The sequence below is a fragment of the Corynebacterium canis genome, assembly GCF_030408595.1.
In the GTDB taxonomy this organism is placed as follows: domain Bacteria; phylum Actinomycetota; class Actinomycetes; order Mycobacteriales; family Mycobacteriaceae; genus Corynebacterium; species Corynebacterium canis.
Genome location: NZ_CP047080.1, coordinates 2245417 through 2272232, shown reverse-complemented (window position 1 = coordinate 2272232; position 26816 = coordinate 2245417). Strand labels below are relative to the sequence as shown.

The window sequence follows — 26816 nt, the reverse complement described above, 5'->3', positions numbered from 1 at the left end:
CGTGGCTCGTGACTATTACGGCATCCTCGGAGTTGACAGGTCGGCGACGGAAACCGATATTCGGAAGGCTTACCGGCGCCTTGCCCGTAAGTATCATCCGGATGTGAATGGGACCGAAGAGGCGGCGGAGAAGTTCCGCGAGGTTTCATTGGCATATGAGGTGCTCACGAATCCGGAGAAGCGCCGCGTTGTGGATATGGGCGGCGACCCGATGGAGCCATCCGCTGGCGCCGCCGCCGGTGGTTTCAGCCCGTTCGAGGATCTTTTTGGGGCATTCTTTGGCGGCGGCCGCTCGCAGGGCCCGCGTTCCCGGGTGCAGCCGGGCGATGATGCTTTGCTGCGCACCAGCATTACGCTCGAAGAGGCGTTTGCCGGTGTGAAAAAGAATATTACGGTGGACACCGCGGTGTTGTGCGACCATTGCGAAGGCACCGGCTCGGAATCGAAAGCCCGTGCGCATACCTGTACGAATTGTAGGGGCACGGGTGAGGTGCATGAGGTGCAGCGTTCCTTCCTAGGCAATGTGATGACCTCCCGGCCGTGCCCCGCGTGCCAGGGTTATGGCGAGATCATTGATGATCCCTGCACGAAGTGCCATGGCGACGGCCGCGTGAAGGCCCGGCGTGACTTGGTGGTAAACGTCCCTGCCGGCATTAGCGATGGAATGCGCATTCGCATGGCCGGCCAGGGCGAGGTGGGCCATGGCGGCGGCCCCGCGGGCGATTTATATGTGGAGGTGATGACCCAACCGCATGCTGTGTTTACGCGTGAGGGCGATGACCTGCACCTGACCGTGCGCCTGCCGATGGTGGACGCCGCCTTGGGCACCGAGTTTGAGGTCACCGGTTTGGACGGCCAGCCGCTGCGTTTCCAGGTGGCCCCCGGCACCCAACCGGCCGATCGCATTAACCTGTCGGGCGCGGGCATGCCGCACCTGCGGGCGGAGGGCTCCGGCGATATGGTCGCACATATGGACGTAATCATTCCGCGGGATTTGGATTCCCAATCGAAGGAGCACCTGCGGAAGTTGCGCGCGCATCGTAAGGACCAGGTGCGCGTCCAGGACGCTCAGCAGGAAGAGGAAAGTTTGTTCACCCGTTTGCGTAATCGGTTCCGCCGCTGATGTCGCTGCCCGTTTTCCTGTGGTCTTGCGGTGAGCTGCCCGCGCGCGGCACCGAGGTGGAATTCACGGGCCCAGAGGCGCGCCACGCGGTCACCGTGAAGCGCCTGGCCATCGGCGAACAATTTTTGCTTATCGACGGTCGCGGCACCGGCGTGATTGCCACCGTCACCGCCGTGGACGCTAAGGATAAGCTGCGGGTTTCGGTAGGGGAGGGCGTCGATAAGCGGGCGCGGAAGCCGCGGGTCACGGTGGTGCAGGCCATCCCAAAATCGGAGCGTGCGGAGCTGGCCGTGGACTTGGCAACGCAGGGCGGCGCGGATCGGATTGTGCCGTGGCAGGCCGAGCGGTGCATCGCTAAATGGGGCGGCAAGGCGGAAAAAGCGGTGGCAAAGTGGCGCAATCAGGCGCTGGCGGCGGCCAAGCAATCGCGCAGGTTTTCGGTACCCGAGGTGACCGAATTGGCTACCAGCGCCGAGGTGGCGGAGCTAATTCGGGGCGGCGACGGTGTGGCGGTGCTGCTGCACGAGGAAGCCTCCGTGCCATTCGCAAGCCTGAACTATCGTGCGGCCGCAGAGGTGGTGCTGGTGATCGGCCCGGAAGGCGGCCTGAGCCCGGATGAGGTGGCCCGTTTTACCGAAGCCGGTGCGCAAGCCGTGCGGTTGGGCCCGGAAGTATTGCGTACGGCGAGTGCGGCGCTGGTGGCGTTGTCGGCGCTGGGTGTGCTGACGGACCGCTGGTAAAGTTCGGCACTGAGAAAGGAACACGTTGCCAATTTACGAACAGCCCACCCAAATTTTGACCAAGCCGTACGAATTGGACGAAGAACACGCCCAAACGGTGTTGGGAACTACGGACGAAAACCTCCGCACCCTGGAAAATCAGCTGGCCTGCGATGTCTTTGTGCGCGGCACAAACGTAACCTTAACGGGGCCGGATCACGAGGTCGCGCGGGCCAAACGCGTGCTCGATGAGCTGCAGGCCATCGCCCGCCGCGGGCACGTGATCAGCCCGTCCACGGTGAAAAACGCCGTGAACATTGTGACCGTGGAATCCCCGCAATCGGTGCGGCAGGTGCTGGCTGCGGACATCGTGACGCGCCGCGGGAAGGCCGTGCGCCCGAAAACGCTGGGGCAAAAGGAATACGTTGACGCCATCGATAACCACACAATTGTGTTCGGTTTGGGGCCCGCCGGAACCGGCAAAACCTACCTTGCCATGGCCAAGGCCGTGCAGGCGCTCAACAATAAGCACATCAACCGCATTATCCTCACGCGGCCGGCCGTGGAGGCGGGGGAGAAGCTGGGCTTTTTGCCCGGCACGCTCACCGATAAAATCGACCCCTACCTGCGCCCGCTGCACGATGCGCTGCGGGACATGGTGGAGCCGGAGATTATCCCGAAGCTGATGGAAGCCGGGATCGTGGAGGTAGCGCCGCTCGCATATATGCGCGGACGCACGCTCAACGATGCGTTTATCATTTTGGACGAGGCGCAAAACACCACGCCGGCGCAGATGAAAATGTTTTTGACAAGGCTGGGGTTCGGTTCGAAAATGGTGGTCACCGGGGATATCACCCAGGTGGATCTGCCGGGCGGGCAGAAATCCGGGCTGGGCTTGGCGCGGCATATTTTGCGCGGCGTGGAGGGCATCCACTTTAGCGAGCTGACCTCGGCGGACGTGGTGCGGCACAACCTGGTGGCGGCTATCGTTGATGCTTACGAAAGCTACGAAAAGGACGGGCGATGAGCATCGAAGTGTTCAATGAATCCGGCATTGAGGGGATCAATGAAGAGGCATTGATGGACGTGGCCAGCTTCGCCCTGGCCGCCATGGACGTGCACCGCGACGCGGAGGCGGCGATCCATATCGTGGACCTTGATACCATCGCCGATTTGCATGTTCGATGGCTGGACCTGGAGGGGCCCACGGACGTGATGAGCTTCCCCATGGATGAGCTCACCCCGGGTGGCGGGCGTCCCGACGCCGTGCACCCTGGCCCCGCCATGCTCGGCGATATTGTGCTGTGCCCCGAGTTCGCGGCCGGGCAGGCGGAGCGCGCCGGGCATTCCCTCGGGCACGAGCTTGCACTGCTGGTGGTGCACGGGTGCCTGCACCTGCTGGGTTATGATCACGTCGAGCCCGCCGAGGAACAGGAAATGTTCGCGCTCCAGAACGAGCTGCTGGCGGCTTGGTACGACGCGGGCGGGGCGTACGAGCCGAAGCCGACCGGGCCGAAAGCCTTTCCGAATAGCGGAGGGGAAGCTGACTGATGGAGGTCTGGCTGGGTTTCGGTGCCGTGGCCACCATCCTGCTCGCGGGGGCGCTCGGCACGGTGGAATCCGCCGTCACCTCGATTTCCCGCACCCGGGTGGAGGAACTTCACCGCGACGAACAACCCGGCGCCGCCACGATGTTGCGGGTGCTGGATCGGCGCGCCGAACACATCAACCTGCTGGTGTTGCTGCGCACCCTGCTGGAATCCGTGGGCGCGGTGTTGACCACCGCATTGGCCTACCACCTGTTCGCTAGAGAATCCATGGCCCTGCTGGTGGCCACGGTGGTGCTTACGGTGGTGACCTTCGTGGTGGTGGGCGTGTATTCGCGCACCATCGGGCGGCAGAATCCGTACACGGTGTCGCTGCGTTCCGCCATGATCCTTTCCGTACTGGCGTTTGTATTGGGGCCGGTGGCGCGGGTGCTGATCTGGGTGGGCAATGTGCTGGCCCCCGGCAAGGGTTTCCGCGACGGCCCGTTTGCAAACGAGCACGAGCTGCGGGAAATGGTGGATATCGCGCAGGAGCATGGGATCGTGGAGCGGGAGGAACGCCGCATGATCCAATCTGTGTTCGATCTCGCCTCCACCACCGCCCGCTCGGTGATGGTGCCGCGCCCGGAGATGGTCTGGATCGAACAGGAAAAAACCGCCGGCAACGCCACCGCGCTGTGCGTGCGCTCCGGGCATTCCCGCATCCCGGTGATCGGCGAAAACGTGGACGATATCGTGGGCGTGGTGTACCTCAAGGATTTGGTGCAGCGCACCTACCACGCCACCGATGGCGGGCAGAGCGTGCGCGTAGCCGATGTGATGCGCGCGGCCACCTTTGTGCCGGATTCCAAACCCTTGGACGAATTGCTGCACGAGATGCAGGTGCATCGCAACCATATCGCCATGCTGGTGGATGAGTACGGCGGCATCGCGGGGTTGATTTCCATCGAGGATATTCTGGAGGAGATCGTCGGGGAGATCGCAGACGAGTACGACGCCGCGGAAATCGCGCCAATCGAACGGCTCGGCGAAAACACCTTCCGCGTGGTGTCACGCCTATCGCTCGAAGAGTTGGTGGAACTCGTCGAAGAAAGCTGCGGCATTGAACTCTTCTTCGATGAGGATGTGACGGAGGAGGTGGATACCGTCGGCGGCTTGCTCGCCCTCGAGCTCGGTCGCGTGCCGCTTCCCGGATCCAAGGTGGAGACCCATGGGATGACATTGGTAGCCGCAGGTAAGCGGGATCGCCGTGGCCGCATGCGAATGACTACAGTAACAGTGGAAGTACACCCCACCCCCGAAGATTAAGGACGAAAACATGTTCAATGCACCCGAGGGCTTCCGAAGTGGCTTCGTCAGCTTCGTGGGCCGACCCAATACCGGCAAATCCACCCTTACCAATGCGCTGGTGGGGGAGAAGATCGCCATCACCGCCGACCAGCCGGAAACCACTCGCCACCCCATTCGAGGGATCGTGCATCGTGAGGACGCGCAGATCATCCTTGTGGATACGCCCGGCCTGCACCGCCCGCGCACCCTGCTTGGCGAACGTTTGAACGAGATGGTCAAGGACACCTACGCCGACGTGGATTTGATCGCCCTTACCATTCCGGCGAACGAAAAGATCGGGCCCGGGGACCGTTGGATCCTGGAGGCGGTGCGCGCCGCCGCGCCGAAAACCAAGCTCATGGGCGTGGTCACCAAGGTGGACACCGTTTCTAGGGATGCCGTTGCGGAGCAGCTGGTGGCCCTGCATGAACTCCTCGGCGGCGAGTGCGAGGTGGTACCAGTATCCGCGGTCAAGGGCGAACAAACGGACGTATTGATCGATGTGATGGTGTCCCTGCTTCCGGAGGGCCCGAAGTTCTACCCGGACGATCACGTGACCGACGACGATGCGAACACACGTATGGCCGAGCTGATCCGCGAGGCGGCGTTGAGCGGCCTGAAGGACGAGCTGCCGCACTCCGTCGCGGTGGAGATCGATGAGGTCTTGCCCAGCCAGGACCGCGAAGGGGTGCTCGATGTCCACGCCGTGATTTATGTCGAACGCGCTGGCCAAAAGCGGATCATTATGGGCAAGGATAACCGCCGCATGGGCCGCATTATTCACAACGCCCGCAAAGAGATAATCAAACTCCTGGGCCAGAACGTGTACCTGGATTTGCGCATCAAGGTGCTCAAGAACTGGCAGTCGGATCCGAAAGCGCTGGGCCGGTTAGGGTTCTAAGTGCGCCGCGCCAGCTTCCGCGATCGCGCCTTGGTGGTGCGTAGTTACGATTTCGGGGAGGCGGATCGCGTGATCGTGCTGCTCACCCGCCATCACGGGCTGGTGCGCGGCGTGGCCAAAGGGGTGCGCCGAGCCAAAAGTAGGTTCGGTTCGCGCCTGCAGCCATTCGTGGAGCTCAATGTGCAGCTGTATCCGGGGCGTTCCCTGTACACGATCACGGGCGCGGACACGCTGACCTTTTACGGCCGGGTTATCGGCGAATACGAACGCTATACCGCCGCCTGCGCCGCCCTCGAAGCGGCCGAACGTATGTGCTTTTCCGATGTCGAGGACCCGTGGCTTTTCGACGCCGCGCTCACCACCCTCGAGCGCTGCTGCGGCGCCGACGACCCCACCCTCGTCCTCGATGCCTTCCTGCTCCAGGCGATGGAGCATTCCGGCTGGGCCCCAAGCCTGTTCGATTGCGCCCAGTGCCAAAGGCCGGGCCCGCACCATGCGTTTCACCCCGGCGCCGGCGGGGCGGTGTGCGTGGCGTGCCGACCCCCGGGTTCGATAGAAGTTCCGGAATCAAGCTTGCGCCTGATGTGGTGGCTCGCGCACGATCACTGGGACGCGGTGCGCGGGGCGTCGATAAGCGCACAGGTGGCGGGCGACGCGCATCGGCTTACCCGCACACATCTCCACTGGCACCTCGAACGTGTGATTGCCTCGCTTGATGTCCACGATCAGGGGGCGGTGTCGTAGCACGGTAATATAGGCACGGTGAACTCCATTCCGCCGCAGATTCCCGCTGAATTCCTCCCCCGGCATATCGCCCTCGTAATGGATGGAAATGGCAGGTGGGCGCAGGAACGCGGGCTGAAACGCACGGAAGGACACCGTCGCGGTGAGGCCGTCCTGCTTGATGTTGTAGACGCCTGCCTAGCCTTAGGCATTCCTTACCTGTCCGCGTATGCGTTCTCTACGGAAAACTGGCGGCGCAGTGCCGACGAAGTGCGCTTCCTCATGGGCTTTAACCGCGACGTATTGCGGCGTCAGCGCGACGGGCTCCATGAAAAAGGTGTGCGAGTGCGCTGGGTGGGGCGCAGGCCCCGATTGTGGCGCGCCGTGATCCGCGAGCTGGAGGCGGCCGAGGAGCTCACCAAAGACAACACCCGAATGACGCTGGCCATGTGCGTAAACTATGGCGGCCGCGCGGAGATTATCGACGCCGCGCGGGAGATCGCTCGGCAGGCCGCTGCGGGCACCCTGCGCCCCGACGACATCACCGAGCAGAGCTTCGCACAATTTCTCGATGAACCCGACATGCCGGATGTGGATCTATTCCTGCGACCCTCCGGCGAAAAACGCACCTCTAACTTCCTCGTATGGCAGTCCGTATACGCAGAAATGGTGTACCAAGACAAACTGTTTCCCGACTTCACGGCCGCGGACCTCTACGCGGCGGTGGAAGAATATGCGCGCCGAGATCGCCGCTTCGGAGGAGTGAAATGACCGAACCCACGAGGAAGCAAATCCGCCGGTGGCAACGCTACCTGGCGAACGAACGAGCGGAAGCCGCGGTGTACCGCGAGCTGGCCATGAGCAAGGAAGGCACCGAGCGGGACATCCTGCTGGCCATCGCCGACGCCGAGTCCCGCCACGAGGAACACTGGCGGCGGCTTTTGGGCAATCATGTGGGCATGCCGCAGCGGCCCGACCTGTCCACCCTGTGCATGGGCTTTATGGCCAAACGATTCGGCAGTGTGTTCACCTTGGCGCTGATGCAATCGGCGGAGACGCGGACGCCGTACGCCAAGGACGAAGACGCCACCGCACAAATGATCGCAGACGAGCGGATTCACGCCGAAATCGTGCGCGGTTTGGCCGCTCGCGGCAGGGAAGAAATGTCCGGCAATTTCCGCGCGGCCGTGTTCGGCGCGAACGACGGCCTGGTGAGCAACCTCGCGCTGGTGCTCGGTGTGATGGCCGCCGGGGTGGATAACCGGTTGATCCTGCTCACGGGCATCTCCGGTTTGCTCTCCGGCGCGCTATCCATGGGCGCGGGGGAGTATGTGTCCGTGTGTTCGCAAAAGGAGCTGTTGGACGCTTCGACGCCGGATCCGGAAACCTCCTCCGAGGTGCCGCGCTTGGACGTGGACGCCAACGAGCTGGCCTTGGTGTACCGGGCGCGCGGCATGTCCGAAGAGGACGCCGAGGTCAAGGCGCGCCGGGTGTTTGCGGAGCTTAAGGCCACCGGCATGACCACCGAATCCGTGATCACCGAGGACGAGCCCGCGACCAGCGAGGATGCGGACGTAGTGGGCAGCGGCTGGTCGGCGGCGGTGTCGAGCTTTATGTTCTTTGGCACGGGCGCATTGGTGCCGGTGATCCCGTTCTTCTTTGGCCTGGATCAATTGGTTGCTGGTGTGCTGGCTTGCGTGCTCGTGGGCATCGCACTGATGTTCACTGGAGGCATCGTGGGTGTGCTGTCGGGGGCGTCTCCGTGGCGGCGTGGCCTGCGCCAGTTGGCCATTGGTTTGGGCGCGGCGGCGGTCACCTACGCATTAGGTAGGGCGTTCGGTGTAGCCGTCGGTTGACAGACAGCTTGGTCTATATTCTAATGTGAGGTGCGCGCTGTTGTATGCCCCCGCGTACTTCAAGGGAATCTGGTGCGAATCCAGGACTGTCCCGCAGCGGTATGTGAGAAATCCGAACGCCACCCCGAATACGGAGCCAGCACTGTCGATCGCGATGGGAAGCTGTGGCAATTAGGTACTAGCTTTTCGCTCACGAGTCCGAATACCTGCAGCGCGCCGCGATTGCGGTACTTCTGCCGCAACGCGTTCACCCCACTACGCTGACGAGGATCAGACAACGTGACTACCTACAATTTCCGCGCGACCGTTGCGTCGCCACCCCGCATCGGACCCAATCGCGAGCTCAAACATGCGTTGGAATCGCACTGGGCCGGGAACACTTCGGGCCCCACGCCGTGGGCCGTCGCCCGCGAACTCAACGCCGCCTACGCCGAACAATTGCGCGCCGCGGGCTTGGACAGCGTTCCGTGGCTGGGCATCAGCCTGTACGATCAAATGCTCGATATGACCGCCGCCTTGGGGGTATTGCCGGCGCGCTTCACCACACCCGACACCTACGCCTCCGTCGAGCAGCTGCTTGCGGCGTGCTTTGCGACGGCGCGTGGCACGGCCGAGCACCCGGCTGCGGCGATGACCAAGTGGTTTGACACCAACTACCACTACATCGTCCCCGAACTGGAGTCCGAGGTGAGCTTTAGCGCCCACCCCGAACTCTTGCTCGATGGCATCGCGGGCCCCGAGTTTCGCCCGGTATTGATCGGCCCTTACACCTTCCTGCGCCTCGCGCGCCGAGTGGCGGAGGGCCAGGCGCCGCGCCCGCTCACGCCTGCCGAGCTCAGCGACTTGCTGCCTTCGCTGACCCAGGCGTATGTCGAACTTATCGGCGCATTGGCCGCGACTGGGGTGCGCTGGATCCAGCTTGATGAGCCCGCCCTTATGCTCGATGTTCCCATCGAACATAATGACGCAATTATCGCAGCCTACGAGACGTTGGCCGGGGCCACGGAGGTCCGGCTGCTGGTAGCCACGTATTTCGGCGATGGCAATAGCGCCGTGGAATTATTGCAACGCACCCCGGTCGCTGGGATAGCCGTAGACCTTGTGACCTCCGCCGCCGATCCCGTGCCCGCATGGGATGGCACCAAGCTGCTGGTCGCAGGTGTGATCGATGGGCGCAACGTCTGGCGCACTGACCTGCGGCGCGCCAAGGAACAATTGGAGGCGCTCCAGCAACGCGGCCCGATCGCCGTGAGCACGAGCTGCTCGTTGCTCCATGTTCCTTATTCCTTGGAGCCGGAAACCGCGCTGGACGCCGAGCTTCGTCGCTGGTTGGCGTTCGGGGCGTCGAAAATCGACGAGGTGGGCACGCTGGCGCGGCTCCTCGGGGGCACGGCGCGGCCGGAAGATCAGGCGTTGGTGGAGCTTTCCGCGCGGGTGTGGGAGGAACGCCGCACCTCGCCGCGCATCCACAACGAACAGGTGCGCGATCGTGTGCGTGGGGTAACGGAGGCTGATCGGCGCCGCACCCCGTTCGATCAGCGGCCGCGCCCCGAGCTACCCGTGCTGCCGACGACCACGATCGGTTCGTTCCCGCAGACCAAGGAAATCCGCAGCGCCCGCGCTCGGCTGCGCCAAGGGGTGATTTCGGCGGCCGAATACGATTCCCAAATGGTCGCGGAAGTTCGCGCAGTTATTCGAGCGCAGGAAGAGCTCGGTTTGGATGTATTGGTGCACGGCGAGCCCGAGCGCAACGACATGGTCCAATACTTCTCCGAACAGCTGGACGGATACGCGGCCACCGATTATGGGTGGGTGCAATCCTATGGTTCGCGCTGCGTACGGCCGCCGATTCTGTACGGTGATGTTTCCCGCCCTGCCCCGATGACCGTACGTTGGTTCGAGGTCGCGCAACGGGCTACCGAGAAACCCGTCAAGGGCATGCTCACCGGCCCGGTAACCATGCTTGCCTGGTCGTTTGTGCGCGATGACCAGCCGCTTTCGGAAACCGCCGATCAGGTGGCGTTGGCGCTGCGGGACGAGGTGGCCGATCTAGAGGCTGCCGGTGCGCGATTCATACAGGTGGACGAACCCGCGATCCGGGAGCTGCTGCCCCTGCGGGTGGCGGATCAGCCCGCCTACTTGGCGTGGGCGACCGGCGCCTTCCGGTTGGCAACTTCGGGCGTGGCGGATAGCACGCAGATCCACACACATATGTGCTATTCGCAGTTTGCGGAGCTGATCGATACCATTCTCGATCTTGACGCGGATGTGACCAGCATCGAGTCCTCGCGGGCCGGCATGGGGGTGCTGCAGGCGCTGGCCCAGCACAACTTCCACCTGGGGATTGGCCCTGGGATTTGGGATATTCACTCGCCGCGGGTGCCATCCGAAGCGGAGATCGAACATTTGCTCACACAGGCGGTGCGTCATGTGGATCCGGCCCTGCTGTGGGTGAACCCGGATTGCGGGCTCAAGACACGCGGCTGGGCGGAAACCACGGCCAGCTTGCAGAATCTGGTTGCGGCCGCGCATGAGGTGCGGGCCACCATCACTGCCTAGATGGGGGAATGCTGGCACTGGGCGCACAAACCGAAAACTTCGGCGGTGTGCCCGGTGAGCTGAAAGTCGTTCTCGTCCGCCACGCTGTGCGCCCACCGCTCTACGGGGCCGCCGTCGATTTCCACGGTGGTCCCGCAGCCGGTGCACACAAGGTGATGGTGGTGTTCGTCGGAGGTGCATTGCCGGTAGAGGGATTCCCCGCTGGCCATGTGGAGCACGTCGACGGCATCAATATCCGCAAGCGATTGCAGCGTGCGGTAGACGGTGGTGAGACCGACCTTGTGTTTGCGTTCTGTGAGGGCTTGGTGGATTTCTTTCGCGGACGCAAAGTTGTCGAGTTCGCGGAGGACATTGACAACAGCAGCGCGTTGGCGAGTGCTGCGTACGCCGAGCTTCGGCATAATTGATTCATTGTGTACAGCCATGATGTCCAGGCTCCTTCCAGATGTCCACATGGCGGTGGCTTCAAGGACCGTAGTTTCATGAGACGTGTGTGGGATTCTTGCCACAATGCTACCCCATTAAGCGGCATCATAATGAAAAAGCGCTGTTCAAGCGATTGCCGTGTAGGCCATTCAGTGGGCAAACTTCGCAGGTTAATAGGCGTTTTCTATGGCGTGACTTCGGGGAAAACTGGTAACACCTAGGGAAGATAACAGTGTGAAGAAAGTTTTGTAACAGCACGTGTACAGCCTGACTCAACCCCCAGATGGCTGGTAATTTGCGTGACGCGCTAAGGTTATGTGTGACCTTAGCCGTCATCGAATGCCCGTCAGCCAGGCGGGCATAAGGATTATTGGAGGCTTTGTGCTGCGCGAATCGCGCGGGCGAAGGCTTTGACTCGATTGAGGAGTTGTGAGAGTTCAGTGGCGAATGAATCCGTCATCGATACCGTGGTGAATCTTTGTAAGCGCCGCGGATTGGTCTACCCCTGTGGCGAAATCTACGGCGGCACTCGCTCAGCTTGGGATTATGGTCCCTTGGGCATGGAGCTGAAGGAGAACATCAAGAAGCAGTGGTGGCGGACGTTCGTCCAGGCCCGCGCCGACGTGGTGGGAATCGATTCCTCTATTATCCTGCCCCGCCAGGTCTGGGTCGCCTCCGGCCACGTGGAAACCTTTACCGACCCGCTGGTGGAATCCCTGTACACGCACAAGCGTTACCGCGTGGATCACCTGTTGGAGGCCTACGAGGCCAAACACGGCCACCCGCCGGCGAACGGATTGGCGGATGTCAACGATCCCGAGACCGGCCAGCCGGGCAAGTGGACCGAGCCCCAACTATTTTCCGGGCTGATGAAGACCTTCCTCGGCCCCGTGGACAACGAGCAGGGCCTGCACTACCTGCGCCCCGAAACCGCGCAAGGCATCTTTATCAACTTCAAAAACGTGATGACCACCGCGCGTATGAAACCACCGTTCGGTATCGCGCAGGTGGGCAAGTCCTTCCGCAACGAGATCACGCCCGGTAACTTTATCTTCCGCACCCGCGAATTCGAGCAGATGGAGATCGAATACTTCGTCGCCCCCGAAGATGCGGACGAAAAGTTCCAGGAATGGGTGGACGCCTGCCAAGACTGGTTCATCGACCTTGGCATCAAGGAAGAGAATCTCCGCCAATTCGATGTTCCGGAAGAGGAGCGCGCTCACTACTCCAAGGGCACCATCGACTTCGAATACCGATTTGGTTTCCCCGGCGGCGAGTGGGGCGAGCTCATGGGTGTGGCAAACCGCACCGACTACGACCTCGGCTGCCACATCGAACACTCCGGCGAAGACCTTAGCTACTTCGACCAAACCACCGGCAGCCGCTTCGTTCCCTGGGTGATCGAACCTTCCTTCGGACTTACCCGCGCCCTGATGGCGTTCTTGTGCGACGCCTACCATGAGGACGAAGCGCCGAATGCCAAGGGCGGCGTGGATAAGCGCGTGGTGCTCAAGCTGGACCGCCGCCTTGCCCCGATCAAGGTTGCGGTGCTGCCGCTGAGCAAGAAGGACACGCTCACCCCGGTGGCGGAAAAGGTTGCCTCTGACCTGCGTAAACTATGGAATATCGAGTACGATACTTCCGGTGCGATCGGCCGCCGTTACCGCCGCCAGGATGAGATCGGGACGCCATTCTGCGTCACCGTCGATTTTGACACGCTCGAAGATAACGCCGTTACGGTGCGCGAACGCGATACCATGCAGCAGGAGCGCGTCAAATTGGACGAGCTCGAGGCGTACCTCGGGCAGCGGCTCGCGGGTTGCTAGCATGAACAATCTTCATTGGGGTGCGCGCGATAAGTCCGGCGCGCAGGTAACCATTCCATTGCTGCAGGGCGACGAGGTGCTGGCCACGTTTGTCACCGACCACAAGGCCGAAACCACTACCGCACAGGTTGGCGATAGGACCTGGACCTTTGAGGCGGGACGCAAAGGCGACGCCGTCGCACGCGTTGGCGATTCCATTGAGTACCGGGCCGTGCCAAGCAAGGGTCGCTTTGACCGCTCTGATAATGTCACCGTCACCGTGGGCAAACGTACGTTCAAGCTGACCCGGGAGGCGAAATCGGACTGGATCGTCGAGGTCGAACCCCACAACGATAAAGTTGCGCAATTTACGGGTGCGCAACACGGGGTCCGTCACGTAGAACTGGAAGTGGAGGAGGGCGCCGAGCTCAGCCAAGACGAGGCAGTATTCCTCGCCTGGGTGGCGCGCATCGTGCTCGAGGCTCGCCTGGTGGGATTCACGTGGATCCTCACCGTGTGCCTGCTGGCGCTCACCCCCTTTATCGTCTGGGTTTTCCTGTTGTAAGAGGGAGCGCGCGCAATGTCACAGCAACCAACGTGGGTGTGGGAGGATAATGTCCTGCGCGACCACGAGGGTACCGTTGTCGCACAAGTGCGCGCAGACGTCATTTTTATCGGCGAGCATCGTTTGCTGGTGGAATCCACGTCCGGCCCGTGTTCGTTCCGCTTGCGTTTCACGGCGGAAAACGGCGAGATGATCACGATGCGCAACGTCGGTTTCACCGTAAGCTCCCTGGCCGCGGTGTGCGCCGATCGCAGGTACACGCTTGATCGTGTTTCGCCGTTGCGTAAAGAACGCACCATTCGCCGCGATGGTCGTGTGGTCGCGCGCGTGGCCGCCCACCGCACTTCGCTCACTGTGTCCGGAATGCACGAGTTTCCGCTTCTCGACGCCGTGGCCCTCACCTGGGGCTGCGTATTAGTCGACGCCCCAGGGCGCAACGTTCGGATCTCCTAGCTGGCAGCGCGGGAACTCGCGGCGCCGGCTAGTAAAACTCGTCGCGGAACGCGGGGAAGCGGTGGTTGCGCCAAATGTCCACCAGCCCATGCAATGACTGGTGGACATCAAACTCCCGCAACGCCTGAATATACGTGTGATGCAGCGGCGAGTCCGCGTCGATAGAAATTTCGATCGGCGGGAAGTCGATCCGCCGCATGACCTCGTACACCAAGGCGCGGATGGCGCGGCCGTTAAAGTCCACAAACGGGTGGATGTGCAAGCCTTTGGCCTCAACATAGGAAAGCAATTCCAGGGTGTTTTGCAGATCGCCCTGAACGTAGAGCATGCGGGCGTTGATATCGTCGAAGTATTCCCACAATTTCTGGGAGACGTAAATGTGTTCGGGCGGGTAGTGGTGGCCGATGCGCACCGCGCAATGTCTAAGCTTCCCGGCGATGTGCGGCGTGAGGTCCACGCAGATGCGACGGTGGAACTCCTGCAATAGGTGCGGGTTGAGCTCGAAATCGAGAAAAGCCCCTTCGTTTATTTCATTGATGAGTAATCGAAGGGGCTCTGCAACTCTGTCATTGACCTCTGAGTAAGCTAGCTCACCGTGGACGGTATCGAATGTACGTGTGCCATTAGAATCGGGTGTCATTGAACCTTAACTGGAGCAAGTTGGGATTGGCATTCCTGGGCTTGACTAAACCACTCGTCACTGACGTACTCGCGTTCCATAGCCATGGACATGGCCACTCGCTCCACAGTAACGGAGCGGCGACTTTCGGCCTTTACAGCTTCCGGCAAGGCATACCACTCAGAGAGCAGGGAAGATATCTCATGCAGATTCATTTGTTCCTCCATTCCTCCCTCTGTGTAGTACGGGATCAATTGAAGCTGTGCGTTTCGTGTGAATTATTCTACCTGAATTATAGAAGATTTACTAATTTGTGCAAGACCGATACGGAAACGTTATCAAACCGGCAGGTCAGCGCGCCGCGCAGCGTGTCGGGTACGTGTGCGCGCTACACAAACGGGGACGTCGATAAGCGTCATGCGTTTCAGGTACGTCTGTTCTAACGTTCAGCTTATCGACGCCGCGTTTAGAAGCTGCCGCTGCTCGAGCTGATGCCGCCACCGCCTCCGCCAACGGAGAATCCGCCGGAAAACCCGCCGCTACTACCACCGCTCAAGATGCTGCCAGCGATCAAACCGGTGGTGAAACCGGAATTATGGCTCTGCCGCGACTGGTGCTCGGACACGTCGTTGCGCGCCGCCCGCAGCGCCCGTTTCGCAAGGTCAAGCGAATGCTGCGCCTGCTCGATCGCGGCGCGGGTGTCGGAAGTGCGATTGCTTAAGGCCAGCGCGTGTTGGCGATGCCCCTCCGCGAGCTGGGAGCGGGCCGCGGAACCGACGATCCGCCCGCGGGTGCCAATGTAATCATCGGCGGAACGCAGCGCGGCATCGGCCGAACGCAGCGTGTTATCCAGGATGTGCAGCGCGCGGGCCTGCTGGGCGGTGCTTTCGCGGACGGTGTCCAAGAGCAGGTCCAGTTCGGCATCATATTCGACAAGCGTGCTATAGGTGGTCAGGGGGTCCGCCTCGGCCTTCTTGCGGGCGTCGGCGATGATCCCCGGGGCCCGGCTTAGTGTTTCGGTGACGCTATCCCAATTGGCGCGGGCGCCGTGGGCCTGGCCCTGCTCCTTGAGCTGCTTGGCCTCCGCGACCTCGCCTTCGATCTCCGCGATCACGACCTCGATTCCGGCCTGCGCCTGGGCGATATCGGTGGCGGCATTTTCGATGCTGGATAGCGCCTTATCTGCATGGCTGATCGCATTCTCCGCAGTGCGGATAGCGTCCACCACGCCGCCCTGCGAGCCCGGTGGAAGGGAAAGCTGCTCGCGCGCCGAATCGATAGCCGTTTCGGCCTGCGCCGTCAGCTCGGCGGCAAGGTCCACGTTTTCGTCGATGCTATCGATCACCGAAGGCTCGTAGGTGCGCTGCAATTCCTCCAAGGTCACCGCTGCCTGGGGCAGGCGGGTGCGCAGATCCACCAGCTGCTGGGTGATCTCCTCCACCTTGGAAGGCGCATTGACCAGCAGGTTTCGCAGGTCCGCAAACTTTGCCGCCACGGCGTCCAAGGCGTCATCCGCCAGCCCGCAGCTGGACACGATCTCCACCAGCATGGCGCGGCGCTGATTTACGGACGCCACCGACTTCGAATCTATTTGCTGCTGCAATTGGAACGCCCGCTGCAGGGTCGAGGTGGAAGTATTCATCGCACTGGTAAACGGACGCACCCGCTCCGCGCCGAATTCCGAGATCGCCAGATCCAGCTCCGCGCGCGCCCGCCGGATGGATTCATCCGTGGACACCAGTTCCTCTTGCGCGAGCTGGGTAAGCACGGCGTCGCTAAGCTTGGTCAGCTCCTCCACATTGCCGGGCGGGATCTGCCGCGCCGCCTCAATACTCTTCGCCCTGCGGCGGCGATTGGCGTACCACAAGCCGCCACCAATGGCCGCGATGCCGCCCGCCCCGGTGCCCAATAATGTGTAGCCGGTGCGCGTGCGTTGCCGCTGCTCCTCCGCAGTCAAAGGCCGTGCGCCACCGCCCGCCTCCACCGCAGCATAAGCCGCCCCCGCGAAATCCGAATCCACGAGTTTCTGGTAGGCGGCCTCCTCGACCTTTTTCGCAGTCGACGCCGGCCACCGCGCACTATTCCTCTCGTACGCGACGGCATACTTGCGCGCTTCCGTTGCAATGGCCAGCACCAGCACATTGTCCGCGCGGTTGAGTTTGAACGTGTCTTCGGCGAATTGGTTGGCGTCGAGCGAGCCGAACGTAGGTTGCAACACCACGTACATATCGCGCTGCTCTTCCCGGCGCATCGTGGTGATCATCTCTTCCAGCTCAGCCGCTTCCGCGTCGCTCAGCACCCCCGAATGGTCGACCACATGCTGGGTCTGCTGGCTCGGCGGCGGCGAGTCCGTGGCGGCCGTTGCCGGGCTGGTAACCGCCGGGGCTTGCGCCAGCGCAACGGCCCCTGGGGCGATGGCAAGCGCCGCCAAACCGGTGACGCACAGAGCTGCGAACGTTGCGGGAATGACGTGGATTTGATGACGCTGCGAAGTCATATAACAACAATAGCTTTGCAGGTGGCACACTGGTGTCAAAGTTACCGGAATATTATGCGGAAAGGGGCTGTGTGGTGGGGTACCACTATACCGAGGCGGACCGCCAGCGGCGGCTCGATGAACCAGCCAAACGGAGCCATTTCCCCGGCACGGATGTGGAGCATCGCAGCGTCTTCGCCCGCGACCGCGCCCGCGTGCTGCACTCGGCGGCGCTGCGCAGGCTGGCAGATAAAACCCAGGTGGTTGGACCCCACGACGGGGACACGCCGCGCACCCGGTTGACGCATTCGCTGGAAGTGGCCCAGATCGCGCGTGGCCTCGGCGCCGGCATCGGGGTGGATCCGGAGCTGGCCGAGCTGGCGGGGCTGTGCCACGATATCGGACACCCGCCGTATGGGCACAACGGGGAGGTGGCGCTCAACGAGTTGGCCGATCTGTGCGGCGGCTTCGAGGGCAACGCCCAAACGCTGCGCATATTGACCCGGCTGGAACCGAAAGTGCTTTCGCCCGACGGGGAGAGTTACGGGCTCAACCTTAGCCGGGCGTCTCTCGACGCCGCGTGCAAGTACCCGTGGGCCCGGGCCGACGCCCCGAACAATAAATACGGTGCCTATGACGAAGACGCCGCCGTGCTCGAATGGGTGCGCCAGGGCCACCGGGATCACCGGCCGCCGTTGGAGGGCCAGATCATGGATTGGTCCGATGACGTGGCCTATTCCGTGCATGACGTGGAGGACGGCATCCTGTCTAACCGAATAGATTTGCGGGTGCTGTGGGACTTGGTGGAGCTGGCGGCGCTGGCGGAGAAAGGCGCCCGGGCGTTCGGCGGGGATCCGAACGAATTATTGGAGGCGGCGGCGCGGCTGCGGCACCTAGAGGTGGTCAATGCCGCCACGGATTACGATGGCAGCCTGCGGAAAACCGTGGCGCTCAAGGGCTTAACCTCCGAATTGGTGGGACGGTTCGTCGCCGCCACCATCGCTGCGACCAAAGAGGCGAATCCGGACCGGTACGGGGAATTGGTGATCCGCCCGGACGCGCTGGCGGAGGTGACCCTGCTCAAGACCATCGCCGTGCTGTACGTGATGGAGGACCCCGGCCACCTGCGCCGCCAGGACCGGCAGCGAGAAAAGATTCGATTGGTGTACGAGTACCTGCTGATGGGCGCGCCGGGCACGCTCGATCCGATGTTCCGCGCGTGGTTCGCCGCCGCGGAGAATGATGCCCAGCGCCAGCGGGTGATTATCGATCAGATCGCGTCCATGACGGAGTCCCGCTTGCAGCGCATTCATCGCGAGGCGGTGGTGGTTTCCGGTTTTCTTGCCTGATTCCCTTGCGCACCACGTAGGTTAGGGTTACCATTTGTCAACGTGTGCATACCCGTGCACATATCGACAGACTTGTGAGGCCCCATGCTTGCTCCATTGCGCCACCCCACCTACCGCAAACTATTCCTCGCCCAAGTCGTTGCCCTCGTGGGAACGGGTTTGCTAACAGTCGCACTGAGTTTGCAGGCGTACGACTTCGCCGGAAGCCACGCCGGCACCGTCCTTGGCACCGCACTCACCATCAAAATCCTGATGTACGTGTTCGCCGCGCCCATCATGAGCGCCGTGGTGCAACGACTGCCCGTGGTCGCCGTCCTCGTGGGTGCCGACGCCCTCCGCATCGCCGTCGCACTCCTCCTGCCATGGGTGGACAACACGGCGTCCCTTTACGCCGCGATCGCGATCCTGCAACTCGCCTCCGCCACCTTCACGCCCACCTTCCAGGCCCTGATCCCGCGCATTATCACCGCCGAAGACGACTACACCGCCGCGCTCTCCCTATCCCGCCTCGCGTACGATCTCGAGGCCGTCGCCAGCCCGGTTTTCGCAGCTGGCGCCCTATTGATCATGAGCTATCACGGCCTGTTTATCGGCACCGCCGGCGGCTTCCTCGGCTCCCTCGTCCTTGTGCTCCTAGCCGCCCCCGGTTTCCCCGCCAGCCACGCTGACGAAAAGCAGGAATCCCTCCCCAAGCGCAGCCTGCGCGGCGTGCGATACATGGGCCGCATTCCCGAATTGCGCAGCGTCCTCTTCCTCAACCTGGCCATTGCCGCCCCGATGGCGATGGTGCTGGTCAATACCGTAGTGATCCTCCGCGACATGTTTTCGCGTGACGACGCCGCGGTGGCCTGGCTGCTTGCAGCCTTCGGCGTCGGCTCCATGGCGCTGGCATTCTCATTGCCTCGTCTACGCGAACGTTTCAGCGACTTTTCGCTCATGTGGTCGGGAGCCGCGGCGTCGATAAGCGGCATGGTGCTGCTGTACCTCGTACTTATCAGCGGGTGGGAATGGGCGCTGTGGGCGATCTGGCCGCTACTCGGGGCGTCGCTATCCATCATGCAAACGCCCATCAGCCAAGTGCTGCGCACGCACACGCCGGAAGCCGACCTCACCTACGTATTCGCCGCCCAATTCTCGCTGAGCCACGCGTGCTACCTCGTCGCATACCCGCTCGCAGGCTGGGCGGGGGCAGGAATGGGGCTGCCATGGGTTACGCTGGTGTTGATAATAGTTGGGGTGTTTGGCACCATGCTGAGCATTCACACGAGCCTAGACGCTCGTCAGTTTGAACACACGGAACCAGTGCAAACGCACAACTAGCGCGACTAGGTGGAAGATGAACGCACAACAAACAATCGTAGAACCCTCATTCGTCCACGACCTAAAGCCGGACGAAGCCCTTTTCACCTCCGCCTCAAACACCCTCAAACTCCTCGCCGAACCGACCCGGCTCCACCTGCTTTGGCTCCTTGTGGAGAACGAACACAATGTCGCTGAGCTCGTCGACTCCGTTGGGGTCAGCCGCACCGTAGTCAGCCAACACCTAGCCAAATTACGGCTCGGCGGGCTTGTGGAATCCCGGCGGGAAGGGCGCAACATCATCTACCGGGTGGTCGACGGGCACCTCAGCCGACTCGTGCTGGAAACGCTCAACCACGCCGACCATATGCTTACCGGGGAACCCTTGCACGAATAGTCGGGGGTTTGGGGGAGGGGGTTGGTTGGGGGCGTGTGTGGGTTGAAGCGGTAGGTCAGGGCGGGTTCTTGTGGAGCGCTATTGCTCCGCGTCTGGGATTTCGCAAAAACTTTCGTAGTGGTCATCCGTGTAATACCAGGTGTCCGGGTCTTGCTTCGTGCCGCCGCCGACCACAATTCGGCGCTCGCCCCGATGGCGAACGCCTGGCGTATCCACCGTGTACTCCCGATAGAAATTACTGTTCTGCCTGGGCAAGATCCGCTCGTAATTGCCGAAGTGCGTGCCGTCGTACTCAGGGTGCTCGAAGGGGCCGCCGGCGAGAATATCGTCGATAACCTCATGTGCCTGGTCAGGTAGGGTGGCGGTGGGGCATGACGGGAGACGCGTGGGGCTGGTGGGGCTAGTGGGGCTGCTGGTGTTTGGCTTGGTGGGTGTTTTCGGGTCGGTCGAGGTATTCGTTTGGGCCGTCGGCGAGCTTTGCACGCCTTTGGCCTGCGATGATTCACTACTTTCCCCGCCTTGGGAAAGATCGCCTTGGGAAAGATCAATGCCCAACCATGCGGCAGCAACAAGTAGCGCGACCGCGCCCAAACCCTTCAACACACGATTCATGCCCAATATCATTTCATGATCTGCCGCGTTGAGCCGCGAGGGGTGCGGTGGGATGTGGTGGATTACCGGTTTTAATGGCGCAGGGCGGCCGTCATGCGGCGCGCGCGGATAGGTTGTGTGCTGCGCATGAAGTTTTTTACACCAGCGCCGCGTCTGGTGTAATTTTCATCATCTGGGGCCGCCTGAGCGGCCTAGCGCGATATTTTTTACACAGATTTCGGGATTTTGATGTAAAAAATATCGGTAGACACCGTTCAACTACGGCTGGGCCAATAGGTTGCTAGCAACTTAGTGTATCAGAATGGCGAACGAAACGTGATTCGTCCATAGTTCACCTTGGGTAGTAGATTTCAGGGGCTCAAACTGGCCGCTGTGGCGATTTCTGAAAAGAGTTTGGCTGCAAAATCGTTTGGGTACAATTGATTTGGTTGAGGGCTGGTGTGTGGCAAAGCGGCGGCGGGCAAATGGCACTCGCGCAACTGATCGGATCGGGGGCGGGCACCGTAGTTGCGGCGCTCTAGGCTGGAGGGTTCGTTGCCTGGGCTGGGGATTCGACGGATATGGGCTCGGGTGGCAGAAAACTAGCCCTCGAAGGCCCGGTGGGGATAGGTTGTGTGCTGTGCATGAAGTTTTTTACACCAGAATCGCGGATTCGGTGTAATTTTCATCATCTGGGGCCGCCCAGGGCCGCCGCCGCGATATTTTTTACACAGATTTCGGGATTTTGATGTAAAAAATATCGGTAGACACCGTTCAACTCCGCACGTGCCAATAGGTTGCCAACAGCTTACCATATCAAAATGGCGGCCATTAACGTTTTTGGTAAGGGTAATGGATGGTCGGGCCTTTTGGAGCCCGCAGCGAGGCCGCTAGGCCTGCCCCGAAAATGCCTACAAAAACCGGAGCGCCGGACCGGAACATCCACGACGCGAATTCGGAGGCAAACCTGACAATAGAACCTATCCCGAAGGCGTGAACCACCCACCACCCGCACGCCAAAAGCTGGCGCGGTTGTCGATTTGGCATCGGCGCTAATGTATAGGGCATGGCCAAAGGAAGAATCCCGGATTCGGATATTGCGGCGATCCGCGAGCGCACCCCCATCGAGGAGATCGTGGGGGAGTATGTGCAGCTCAAGCCCGCTGGCGCGGATTCGTTGAAGGGGCTTTCGCCGTTTAAGGATGAGAAGACGCCGTCGTTCCATGTGCGGCCGAACCGCGGGTACTTTCACTGTTTTTCCTCCGGCGAGGGCGGGGATGTGTTCAGCTTCCTGATGAAGATGGAGCATGTGAGCTTCCCGGAAGCGGTGGAGATTTGCGCGGAGAAGATTGGCTATCAGATTCGATACGAAGGTGGGGGTCCGGGCCGCAGGGAGGAGCCGGGTACTCGGCAGCGGCTGGTGGCGGCCAATAAGGCGGCGCATGAGTTCTATGTAGCCCAGCTGGAGACCCAAGAGGCGGAGACCGCCCGCAGGTTCCTTACCCAGCGCGGGTTCTCCGCCGCAGACGCACATAAGTTCGGTTGCGGGTATGCGCCGGGGGGTTGGGATACGCTCACTAAGCACCTCCTGCGCAAGGGGTTTAGCCACCAGGAGCTGGAGGCGGCGGGCCTGTGCGCCATGGGGCGGCGCGGCCCGATTGATAGGTTTCACCGCCGCCTGCTGTGGCCGATCCGCAATCTCGCCGGCGACGTGATTGGCTTCGGCGCCCGCAAGCTCTTCGAGGACGATAACCTGGGCAAGTACATGAATACGCCCGAGACCATGCTGTATAAGAAGTCGAAGGTGTTGTTCGGCCTCGATCAGGCGAAGAAGGATATCGCCGCCGGGCATCGCGCGGTGGTTGTGGAGGGCTATACCGATGTGATGGCTATGCATGTCGCCGGGGTGACCACTGCGGTGGCGGCCTGCGGCACGGCCTTTGGGGATGAGCACCTGCAGCTGCTGCGCAGGTTGATGTTGGACGATACCTACTTTCGCGGCGAATTGATATATACGTTCGACGGCGACGAGGCCGGGCAAAAGGCCGCCATGCGCGCCTTCGAGGGGGATCAGCAATTCACCGGTCAGTCCTATGTTTCGGTAGCGCCGGACGGCATGGACCCGTGTGATTTGCGGCTGGCCCAGGGCGATGCGGCGCTCCGGGAGCTCGTCGCCAAGCGCGTACCTATGTTCGAATTCGTGGTTCGCGCGATGCTTCAGGATTATTCGCTGGATTCCGTCGATGGCCGCCTTCAGGCGTTGCGCCGCGCGGTGCCGGTAGTGGCCGGGATCCGCGATGAGACGTTGCGCAATGAGTACGCTCGTCAATTGGCGGGTTGGGTCGGCTGGACGGATCCTGGCGAGGTGCTCGCCCAGGTCAGGGAGCAGGCGCGTCACCCTCGGCAGCGCCCGCAAGAGCCGCGTCGCGCGCGGCGGTTCGATGCGGCCGCGGCGCCAGCGACGAGTTCCCCTACCCCCGGTTTTGATCTGCCGAACCCCCGCGAGCCGCGCCTGTGGCCGGAGCGGGAGAGCTTGAAGTTGGCGTTGCAGTATCCGGAGATCGCTGGCGATTATTTTGATGGGATCCCGGTGGACGCGTTCACGCATCCGGCGTACCGCGCGGTGCGGCAGGCCATTGCGAATCAGGGCGGCTGCCGCAGCCGGAATGGGATCGCCGGGGTGGCGGGCGAGATGACGGATTTATTGGGCCGGTCGTTGGTGTCGGAGTTGGCGGTGGAGGAGATTCATTGCCCGTCGGAGGCCCTGCCGCAGTATGCGGATAGCGTGTTGTCGCGCCTGCAGGAGGTGCGGGTGGGCAATCAGATTGCGCAGTTGAAGGCGCGTCTGCAACGGATGCGCCCGGCGGATGATGAGCGCACGTACAATTCGTTGTTTGCAGACCTAATTGCCCTAGAGCAGGCGCGGCGCGACCTGCTGGCCCGTGCTTTTCAGCAGTGACGACGCCGCGACTTACCTAATCCTCGTCCGGCTCCAACACCGTGCTGCCGTCCTCGCGGCGGATTTCCTTGATTTCCTTCATGCGCGGCTGGGGATCCAGTCGATTGGCTATGGCTTTGCGCGTGGCCGTGATGGCGGCTTTCGAGGCGGGGGAGTTCACGGCGAAGTTGTAGCCGCGTTTGATCTGGTCGAATCGTTTACGTCCCGCCTTGGTGCCCAGCACGTAGCCTGCGGCAGCGCCAATGACGAATTGGATCATTATCTTTCCCTTTTGCGATGGTTGCGGATACGCCTACTCTACTAAAGAACCTCGTTCTGCCTCGACGCGGTCCAACACCGCGCTGATGAGTTCTTCGGTTTCATAACCGTAGATATCAATCGTGCCAAGGCGCAATTCTATGTAGGGGTCTTCGCGGTCGAGGTTGTAGCCCGCCAGCGCCGGGACGTCGCATTCCAGCGGGACGATGGACAGTGTCTTCTCCCCGAAATTGAGGGTAAGGGTGGATACCGGCAAGGTGGGCTCCACGTGGACGCCGGCGGGGAAGTTCTGCGCGGACAGTTCCTTAGCGACGTCGAGAAGCGCGGGCAATGCGGTGTCGTCCAGGTAACGCTGCGCTTTCTCGGCGCTCGGCCAGTCGAACGAGCGGGCGAGACGGTGCCGCCAGTCGGGTTTTTGTTCGCCGGGCTCGAGCTCGCGGCGCAGGGACTTCCAGAGGCTGATCATCAGCGGATACATCACCACGGTGAACGGCAAGCCCATGACCACGGTGGCGGCTTGGGTGGTGGCCACGCCGTCGATACGCAGCATCACCAGGGTGAGCACGCCGATGACCACGGACCACACAATGCGCGACCAGCGGGGGCCATCGCGGTGCGCGTCGTCGATGCGGGAGGTGAAATTGGACATCACCAGGGCGCCGGAATCCGCGGAGGTGATATAGAGCAGCAGGCCGATCAGGGTGGTCAGGCCGACGAGCAGCATGCCGCCCGGGTAATCGAGCATCAGATCGAAAAACCCGCGTTGCGGGGCTTCCATGGCCATGCGTCCGAAGGCGTCGTCGCCGCCGCGCACCTTGTCTAGCGCCGCGTTGCCGAAGAAGCTCATCCACATCAGGATAAACAGGAACGGGATGGTCAGGGTGCCCAGCACAAACTCGCGTAGCGTCCGGCCGCGGGAAATGCGCGCCAGGAACAAACCTACGAACGGCGCCCAGGCGACCCACCAGGCCCAGAAGAAGAGCGTCCAGCTGGCCAGCCAGGCGCGGGTCTGTTCCGGCGTCTCGGAATAGGCGTAGGTGTCTAGCGACCAATCCACGAAATGGTAGGCGTAGTCGCCGATATTCATCACCATTGCGTCGAGCAGAAATGCCGTTTTACCTGTGATAACAACATAGGTCATCAGCACGATGGCCATCAGCACATTGATTTCGGAAAGGCGCTTAATGCCGCGGTCCACGCCGGATACTGCGGACAGCGCCGCGATGGCCACGCTAAACACCACCAGCGCGGTTTGCACCTGCTCGCCTTCCTCCCAACCGAACAACAGTGTGAGTCCGTAGTTGAGCTGTACCACGCCGATGCTTAGCGACGCCGCGATACCGAACACCGTGCCCAGCGTCGCCGCCACGTCTACCGAATGCCCCAATGTGCCTTGGACCCGCTTGCCCAAGAGCGGGTAGAGCGCGCTGCGCAGGGTGAGCGGCATGCCCCACCGGAAGGCGAAGAAACCGAACGCCATTCCGAGAAGCGAATACATGGCCCAGCCGGAAATCCCGTAGTGGAAGAGGGCGAAAACCACGGCTTCCTCCGCCGCCTGACGGGTCTCGCCGGGGCCTTGCGGCGGCATGTAATACTGCGTTACCGGTTCCGCCACGGAGAAGAACATAAGGTCGACGCCGATCCCGGCGGCGAAAAGCATTGCAGACCAAGAAAACAGGCTGAATTGGGGGCGGGAATCGTCGGGGCCGAGCCGGAGGGTTCCCAATTTTGATATCGCAACTACTATTACGAAAATAACTGCGACGGTGGCGGTAAGGACATAAAACCAACCTAGTTTTTGCGCAATCCAACCGGTGACGGCGGTGAGCGCCATCTCCGCAGAATCGTGGCCAAAGAAAGCCCAGGCAACCAGGGCTATGACGCCGATGAGGGTGGTGGCAAATACCGGGGTATTTACGGACCGCCGTGATGAGATCTGTTTTCCTCGCACGAAGAAGAGGATAGGCGCTGATCGCACGGGTGGCATAAAAAAATCCCCGCCGAGGGTGGACTCGTGGGGCTAAAAGCTCCCCCAACTGGACTCGAACCAGTAACCCTTCGATTAACAGTCGAATGCTCTGCCAATTGAGCTATGGGGGAATGGTGTGTGTGCCGGGGTAATCCCTTGCAACGAGAAGTAACTATATACGCGGCCGGGAAAAGTGTCCAAACGGGCAGGTCACAGGCGGTTTTTTGGCGCGAGTTTTCCCTCTGCCCTCGCACCGGCTAAGCTCAGTGCGGGGCTATAGCTCAGTCGGTTAGAGCCGCGGACTCATAATCCGCTGGTCGCGGGTTCGAGCCCCGCTGGCCCCACCAGTAAGAAGCGCCCCAGGTGTCACAGCTTGGGGCGCTTCCCATACCCTGGGAAGATTGCCCACAATGTGAGTGTGGCACTAATGTTTTGCCCTCTAGATGAAAATACCCCTGAGTTTTACAGAAGAATTCGGGTAAGAGGGTGGCCGTATGGGTTTCATGCGTGCTACTTATCGAAATTGAAGTACTGAATGGTAGTCCACAATAGGTGGGTTCGGTACGTAGTAATAGCCAGCTATCTAGGAGTGCATTGATGATCCTCAGGGGTACGGTTCGAGCAGCATACGAAGAACTCGGATTGCCGTCCGACGATGCGACGATTGACAAGGTGTGGCAAGAGATTGTGGCGGGAGCCGCAGGCCGCGCAGAGACCATCCATACGATGCTCTCACAGCAGATTGATCCCGAACTAGGTTTGGCGCTGGACCGAGAACTCCCTGGACGCGACATTCCAGTGCAGGCCTCTTACGGCCGTCACGCGGCGCCCGGCGATTGGGCCTAATACGGCCCGGTTTCGCCCCGGTAGGCCGTGCCCCGGTTGGGTGTGGC

General features: G+C 61.7%; 25 protein-coding genes, 2 tRNA genes and 1 riboswitch. Of the genes, 19 read left to right on the top strand and 8 right to left on the bottom strand.

From position 1 onward, the window contains the following. Nucleotide 1: 1 nt before the first annotated feature. The 10 genes from dnaJ (at nucleotide 2) to metE (ending at nucleotide 10757) form a co-directional block, all read left to right on the top strand. Entirely contained in the window at nucleotides 2–1123 is a 1122-nt protein-coding gene (gene dnaJ / locus CCANI_RS10080; protein ID WP_146323615.1) for a molecular chaperone DnaJ, read from the top strand. Next, the gene (locus tag CCANI_RS10075; protein ID WP_146323616.1) at nucleotides 1123–1863 is read left to right on the top strand and encodes a 16S rRNA (uracil(1498)-N(3))-methyltransferase; all 741 of its coding nucleotides are present in this window, start codon (nucleotides 1123–1125) and stop codon (nucleotides 1861–1863) included. Before dnaJ ends, CCANI_RS10075 begins: the two co-directional genes overlap by 1 nt. A gap of 31 nt (nucleotides 1864–1894) precedes the next feature. Then, nucleotides 1895–2869, top strand: a complete 975-nt coding sequence (locus CCANI_RS10070) for a PhoH family protein (RefSeq protein WP_425457313.1) — start codon at nucleotides 1895–1897, stop codon at nucleotides 2867–2869. After that, complete coding sequence (gene ybeY / locus CCANI_RS10065) at nucleotides 2866–3393, top strand: rRNA maturation RNase YbeY (RefSeq protein ID WP_146323618.1); 528 nt, start codon at nucleotides 2866–2868, stop codon at nucleotides 3391–3393. Before CCANI_RS10070 ends, ybeY begins: the two co-directional genes overlap by 4 nt. Then, a complete protein-coding gene (locus tag CCANI_RS10060; RefSeq protein ID WP_146323619.1) occupies nucleotides 3393–4697 on the top strand; it encodes a hemolysin family protein in 1305 nt (434 codons plus the stop codon). Before ybeY ends, CCANI_RS10060 begins: the two co-directional genes overlap by 1 nt. Nucleotides 4698–4707: 10 nt before the next feature. After that, complete coding sequence (gene era, locus CCANI_RS10055) at nucleotides 4708–5619, top strand: GTPase Era (RefSeq protein WP_146323620.1); 912 nt, start codon at nucleotides 4708–4710, stop codon at nucleotides 5617–5619. Then, nucleotides 5620–6363, top strand: a complete 744-nt coding sequence (gene recO / locus CCANI_RS10050; RefSeq protein ID WP_146323621.1) for a DNA repair protein RecO — start codon at nucleotides 5620–5622, stop codon at nucleotides 6361–6363. It begins immediately after the preceding gene. Nucleotides 6364–6441: 78 nt separating this feature from the next. Then, nucleotides 6442–7113 carry an isoprenyl transferase gene (locus CCANI_RS10045; protein ID WP_246118169.1) on the top strand — a complete coding sequence of 224 codons (672 nt, stop codon included), beginning with the start codon at nucleotides 6442–6444 and terminating at the stop codon, nucleotides 7111–7113. Continuing rightward, nucleotides 7110–8198: a VIT1/CCC1 transporter family protein gene (locus CCANI_RS10040; RefSeq protein WP_146323623.1), complete on the top strand. Its 1089-nt coding sequence runs from the start codon at nucleotides 7110–7112 to the stop codon at nucleotides 8196–8198. The genes CCANI_RS10045 and CCANI_RS10040 overlap by 4 nt, the downstream gene beginning before the upstream one ends. A 20-nt stretch (nucleotides 8199–8218) precedes the next feature. Then, nucleotides 8219–8426, top strand: a riboswitch (cobalamin riboswitch). Between the two features lie 51 nt (nucleotides 8427–8477). Next, nucleotides 8478–10757 carry a 5-methyltetrahydropteroyltriglutamate--homocysteine S-methyltransferase gene (gene metE / locus CCANI_RS10035; RefSeq protein WP_146323624.1) on the top strand — a complete coding sequence of 760 codons (2280 nt, stop codon included), beginning with the start codon at nucleotides 8478–8480 and terminating at the stop codon, nucleotides 10755–10757. On the opposite strand, the gene CCANI_RS10030 is transcribed toward metE, so the two are convergent. After that, nucleotides 10754–11182 (bottom strand): Fur family transcriptional regulator, encoded by a 429-nt coding sequence (locus tag CCANI_RS10030; protein WP_146323625.1) that lies wholly within the window; start codon nucleotides 11180–11182, stop codon nucleotides 10754–10756. The genes metE and CCANI_RS10030 overlap by 4 nt on opposite strands. A 441-nt stretch (nucleotides 11183–11623) precedes the next feature. On the opposite strand from CCANI_RS10030, the gene CCANI_RS10025 reads away from it, so the two are divergent. Genes CCANI_RS10025 through CCANI_RS10015 form a run of 3 tightly spaced genes read left to right on the top strand, consistent with a single transcriptional unit; the run spans nucleotide 11624 to nucleotide 14006 of the window. After that, a complete protein-coding gene (locus CCANI_RS10025; protein WP_146323626.1) occupies nucleotides 11624–13009 on the top strand; it encodes a glycine--tRNA ligase in 1386 nt (461 codons plus the stop codon). 1 nt (nucleotide 13010) lies between these two features. Beyond that, nucleotides 13011–13553 carry a hypothetical protein gene (locus CCANI_RS10020; RefSeq protein ID WP_146323627.1) on the top strand — a complete coding sequence of 181 codons (543 nt, stop codon included), beginning with the start codon at nucleotides 13011–13013 and terminating at the stop codon, nucleotides 13551–13553. Nucleotides 13554–13568: 15 nt separating this feature from the next. Then, the gene (locus tag CCANI_RS10015; protein WP_146323628.1) at nucleotides 13569–14006 is read left to right on the top strand and encodes a hypothetical protein; all 438 of its coding nucleotides are present in this window, start codon (nucleotides 13569–13571) and stop codon (nucleotides 14004–14006) included. Nucleotides 14007–14034: 28 nt separating this feature from the next. On the opposite strand, the gene CCANI_RS10010 is transcribed toward CCANI_RS10015, so the two are convergent. The 3 genes from CCANI_RS10010 to CCANI_RS10000 form a co-directional block, all read right to left on the bottom strand. Then, nucleotides 14035–14646, bottom strand: coding sequence for a Fic family protein (locus CCANI_RS10010; RefSeq protein WP_146323629.1), 612 nt, complete (start codon nucleotides 14644–14646; stop codon nucleotides 14035–14037). Then, nucleotides 14643–14852, bottom strand: coding sequence for a hypothetical protein (locus tag CCANI_RS10005; protein WP_146323630.1), 210 nt, complete (start codon nucleotides 14850–14852; stop codon nucleotides 14643–14645). The genes CCANI_RS10010 and CCANI_RS10005 overlap by 4 nt, the downstream gene beginning before the upstream one ends. Nucleotides 14853–15091: 239 nt before the next feature. After that, nucleotides 15092–17122, bottom strand: coding sequence for a TPM domain-containing protein (locus CCANI_RS10000; RefSeq protein WP_146323631.1), 2031 nt, complete (start codon nucleotides 17120–17122; stop codon nucleotides 15092–15094). Between the two features lie 74 nt (nucleotides 17123–17196). On the opposite strand from CCANI_RS10000, the gene CCANI_RS09995 reads away from it, so the two are divergent. The 3 genes from CCANI_RS09995 (at nucleotide 17197) to CCANI_RS09985 (ending at nucleotide 20146) form a co-directional block, all read left to right on the top strand. Beyond that, nucleotides 17197–18450 carry a deoxyguanosinetriphosphate triphosphohydrolase gene (locus CCANI_RS09995; protein WP_146323677.1) on the top strand — a complete coding sequence of 418 codons (1254 nt, stop codon included), beginning with the start codon at nucleotides 17197–17199 and terminating at the stop codon, nucleotides 18448–18450. Nucleotides 18451–18534: 84 nt separating this feature from the next. Then, entirely contained in the window at nucleotides 18535–19770 is a 1236-nt protein-coding gene (locus CCANI_RS09990) for an MFS transporter (protein WP_146323632.1), read from the top strand. Between the two features lie 16 nt (nucleotides 19771–19786). Further along, the gene (locus CCANI_RS09985) at nucleotides 19787–20146 is read left to right on the top strand and encodes an ArsR/SmtB family transcription factor (RefSeq protein ID WP_146323633.1); all 360 of its coding nucleotides are present in this window, start codon (nucleotides 19787–19789) and stop codon (nucleotides 20144–20146) included. A 78-nt stretch (nucleotides 20147–20224) separates the two neighbouring features. On the opposite strand, the gene CCANI_RS09980 is transcribed toward CCANI_RS09985, so the two are convergent. Then, complete coding sequence (locus CCANI_RS09980) at nucleotides 20225–20758, bottom strand: guanyl-specific ribonuclease (protein ID WP_146323634.1); 534 nt, start codon at nucleotides 20756–20758, stop codon at nucleotides 20225–20227. Between the two features lie 1045 nt (nucleotides 20759–21803). Here CCANI_RS09980 and dnaG point away from each other — a divergent pair. Then, nucleotides 21804–23696, top strand: coding sequence for a DNA primase (gene dnaG / locus CCANI_RS09975; protein ID WP_146323635.1), 1893 nt, complete (start codon nucleotides 21804–21806; stop codon nucleotides 23694–23696). A gap of 16 nt (nucleotides 23697–23712) precedes the next feature. On the opposite strand, the gene CCANI_RS09970 is transcribed toward dnaG, so the two are convergent. The 3 genes from CCANI_RS09970 to CCANI_RS09960 form a co-directional block, all read right to left on the bottom strand. Further along, nucleotides 23713–23955 (bottom strand): hypothetical protein, encoded by a 243-nt coding sequence (locus CCANI_RS09970; RefSeq protein ID WP_146323636.1) that lies wholly within the window; start codon nucleotides 23953–23955, stop codon nucleotides 23713–23715. 33 nt (nucleotides 23956–23988) lie between these two features. Next, nucleotides 23989–25941: a choline BCCT transporter BetT gene (gene betT / locus CCANI_RS09965; protein WP_146323637.1), complete on the bottom strand. Its 1953-nt coding sequence runs from the start codon at nucleotides 25939–25941 to the stop codon at nucleotides 23989–23991. Between the two features lie 40 nt (nucleotides 25942–25981). Then, nucleotides 25982–26054: transfer RNA gene (locus CCANI_RS09960), tRNA-Asn, on the bottom strand. 139 nt (nucleotides 26055–26193) lie between these two features. Between CCANI_RS09960 and CCANI_RS09955 the strand changes: the two genes are divergently transcribed. Together CCANI_RS09955 and CCANI_RS09950 are read left to right on the top strand one after the other, a co-directional pair. Continuing rightward, nucleotides 26194–26270, top strand: a tRNA-Ile gene (locus CCANI_RS09955). A 250-nt stretch (nucleotides 26271–26520) separates the two neighbouring features. Continuing rightward, nucleotides 26521–26769, top strand: a complete 249-nt coding sequence (locus CCANI_RS09950; RefSeq protein ID WP_146323638.1) for a hypothetical protein — start codon at nucleotides 26521–26523, stop codon at nucleotides 26767–26769. The last annotated feature ends 47 nt before the right edge of the window (nucleotides 26770–26816 follow it).

What these genes read in the sequence shown, in the direction of transcription:
- CCANI_RS10075 (WP_146323616.1), top strand. Translation starts at nt 1,123, where the DNA reads ATGTCGCTGCCCGTTTTCCTGTGGTCTTGCGGTGAGCTGCCCGCGCGC.
- CCANI_RS10000 (WP_146323631.1), bottom strand. Translation starts at nt 17,122, where the DNA reads ATGACTTCGCAGCGTCATCAAATCCACGTCATTCCCGCAACGTTCGCA.
- CCANI_RS10030 (WP_146323625.1), bottom strand. Translation starts at nt 11,182, where the DNA reads ATGGCTGTACACAATGAATCAATTATGCCGAAGCTCGGCGTACGCAGC.
- CCANI_RS10045 (WP_246118169.1), top strand. Translation starts at nt 6,442, where the DNA reads ATGGATGGAAATGGCAGGTGGGCGCAGGAACGCGGGCTGAAACGCACG.
- ybeY (WP_146323618.1), top strand. Translation starts at nt 2,866, where the DNA reads ATGAGCATCGAAGTGTTCAATGAATCCGGCATTGAGGGGATCAATGAA.
- CCANI_RS10005 (WP_146323630.1), bottom strand. Translation starts at nt 14,852, where the DNA reads ATGGAGGAACAAATGAATCTGCATGAGATATCTTCCCTGCTCTCTGAG.
- CCANI_RS10020 (WP_146323627.1), top strand. Translation starts at nt 13,011, where the DNA reads ATGAACAATCTTCATTGGGGTGCGCGCGATAAGTCCGGCGCGCAGGTA.
- CCANI_RS09970 (WP_146323636.1), bottom strand. Translation starts at nt 23,955, where the DNA reads ATGATCCAATTCGTCATTGGCGCTGCCGCAGGCTACGTGCTGGGCACC.
- CCANI_RS09990 (WP_146323632.1), top strand. Translation starts at nt 18,535, where the DNA reads ATGCTTGCTCCATTGCGCCACCCCACCTACCGCAAACTATTCCTCGCC.
- era (WP_146323620.1), top strand. Translation starts at nt 4,708, where the DNA reads ATGTTCAATGCACCCGAGGGCTTCCGAAGTGGCTTCGTCAGCTTCGTG.
- CCANI_RS10040 (WP_146323623.1), top strand. Translation starts at nt 7,110, where the DNA reads ATGACCGAACCCACGAGGAAGCAAATCCGCCGGTGGCAACGCTACCTG.
- CCANI_RS09985 (WP_146323633.1), top strand. Translation starts at nt 19,787, where the DNA reads ATGAACGCACAACAAACAATCGTAGAACCCTCATTCGTCCACGACCTA.
- dnaG (WP_146323635.1), top strand. Translation starts at nt 21,804, where the DNA reads ATGGCCAAAGGAAGAATCCCGGATTCGGATATTGCGGCGATCCGCGAG.
- CCANI_RS09950 (WP_146323638.1), top strand. Translation starts at nt 26,521, where the DNA reads ATGATCCTCAGGGGTACGGTTCGAGCAGCATACGAAGAACTCGGATTG.
- CCANI_RS09980 (WP_146323634.1), bottom strand. Translation starts at nt 20,758, where the DNA reads ATGAATCGTGTGTTGAAGGGTTTGGGCGCGGTCGCGCTACTTGTTGCT.
- betT (WP_146323637.1), bottom strand. Translation starts at nt 25,941, where the DNA reads ATGCCACCCGTGCGATCAGCGCCTATCCTCTTCTTCGTGCGAGGAAAA.
- CCANI_RS10060 (WP_146323619.1), top strand. Translation starts at nt 3,393, where the DNA reads ATGGAGGTCTGGCTGGGTTTCGGTGCCGTGGCCACCATCCTGCTCGCG.
- CCANI_RS10010 (WP_146323629.1), bottom strand. Translation starts at nt 14,646, where the DNA reads ATGACACCCGATTCTAATGGCACACGTACATTCGATACCGTCCACGGT.
- CCANI_RS10015 (WP_146323628.1), top strand. Translation starts at nt 13,569, where the DNA reads ATGTCACAGCAACCAACGTGGGTGTGGGAGGATAATGTCCTGCGCGAC.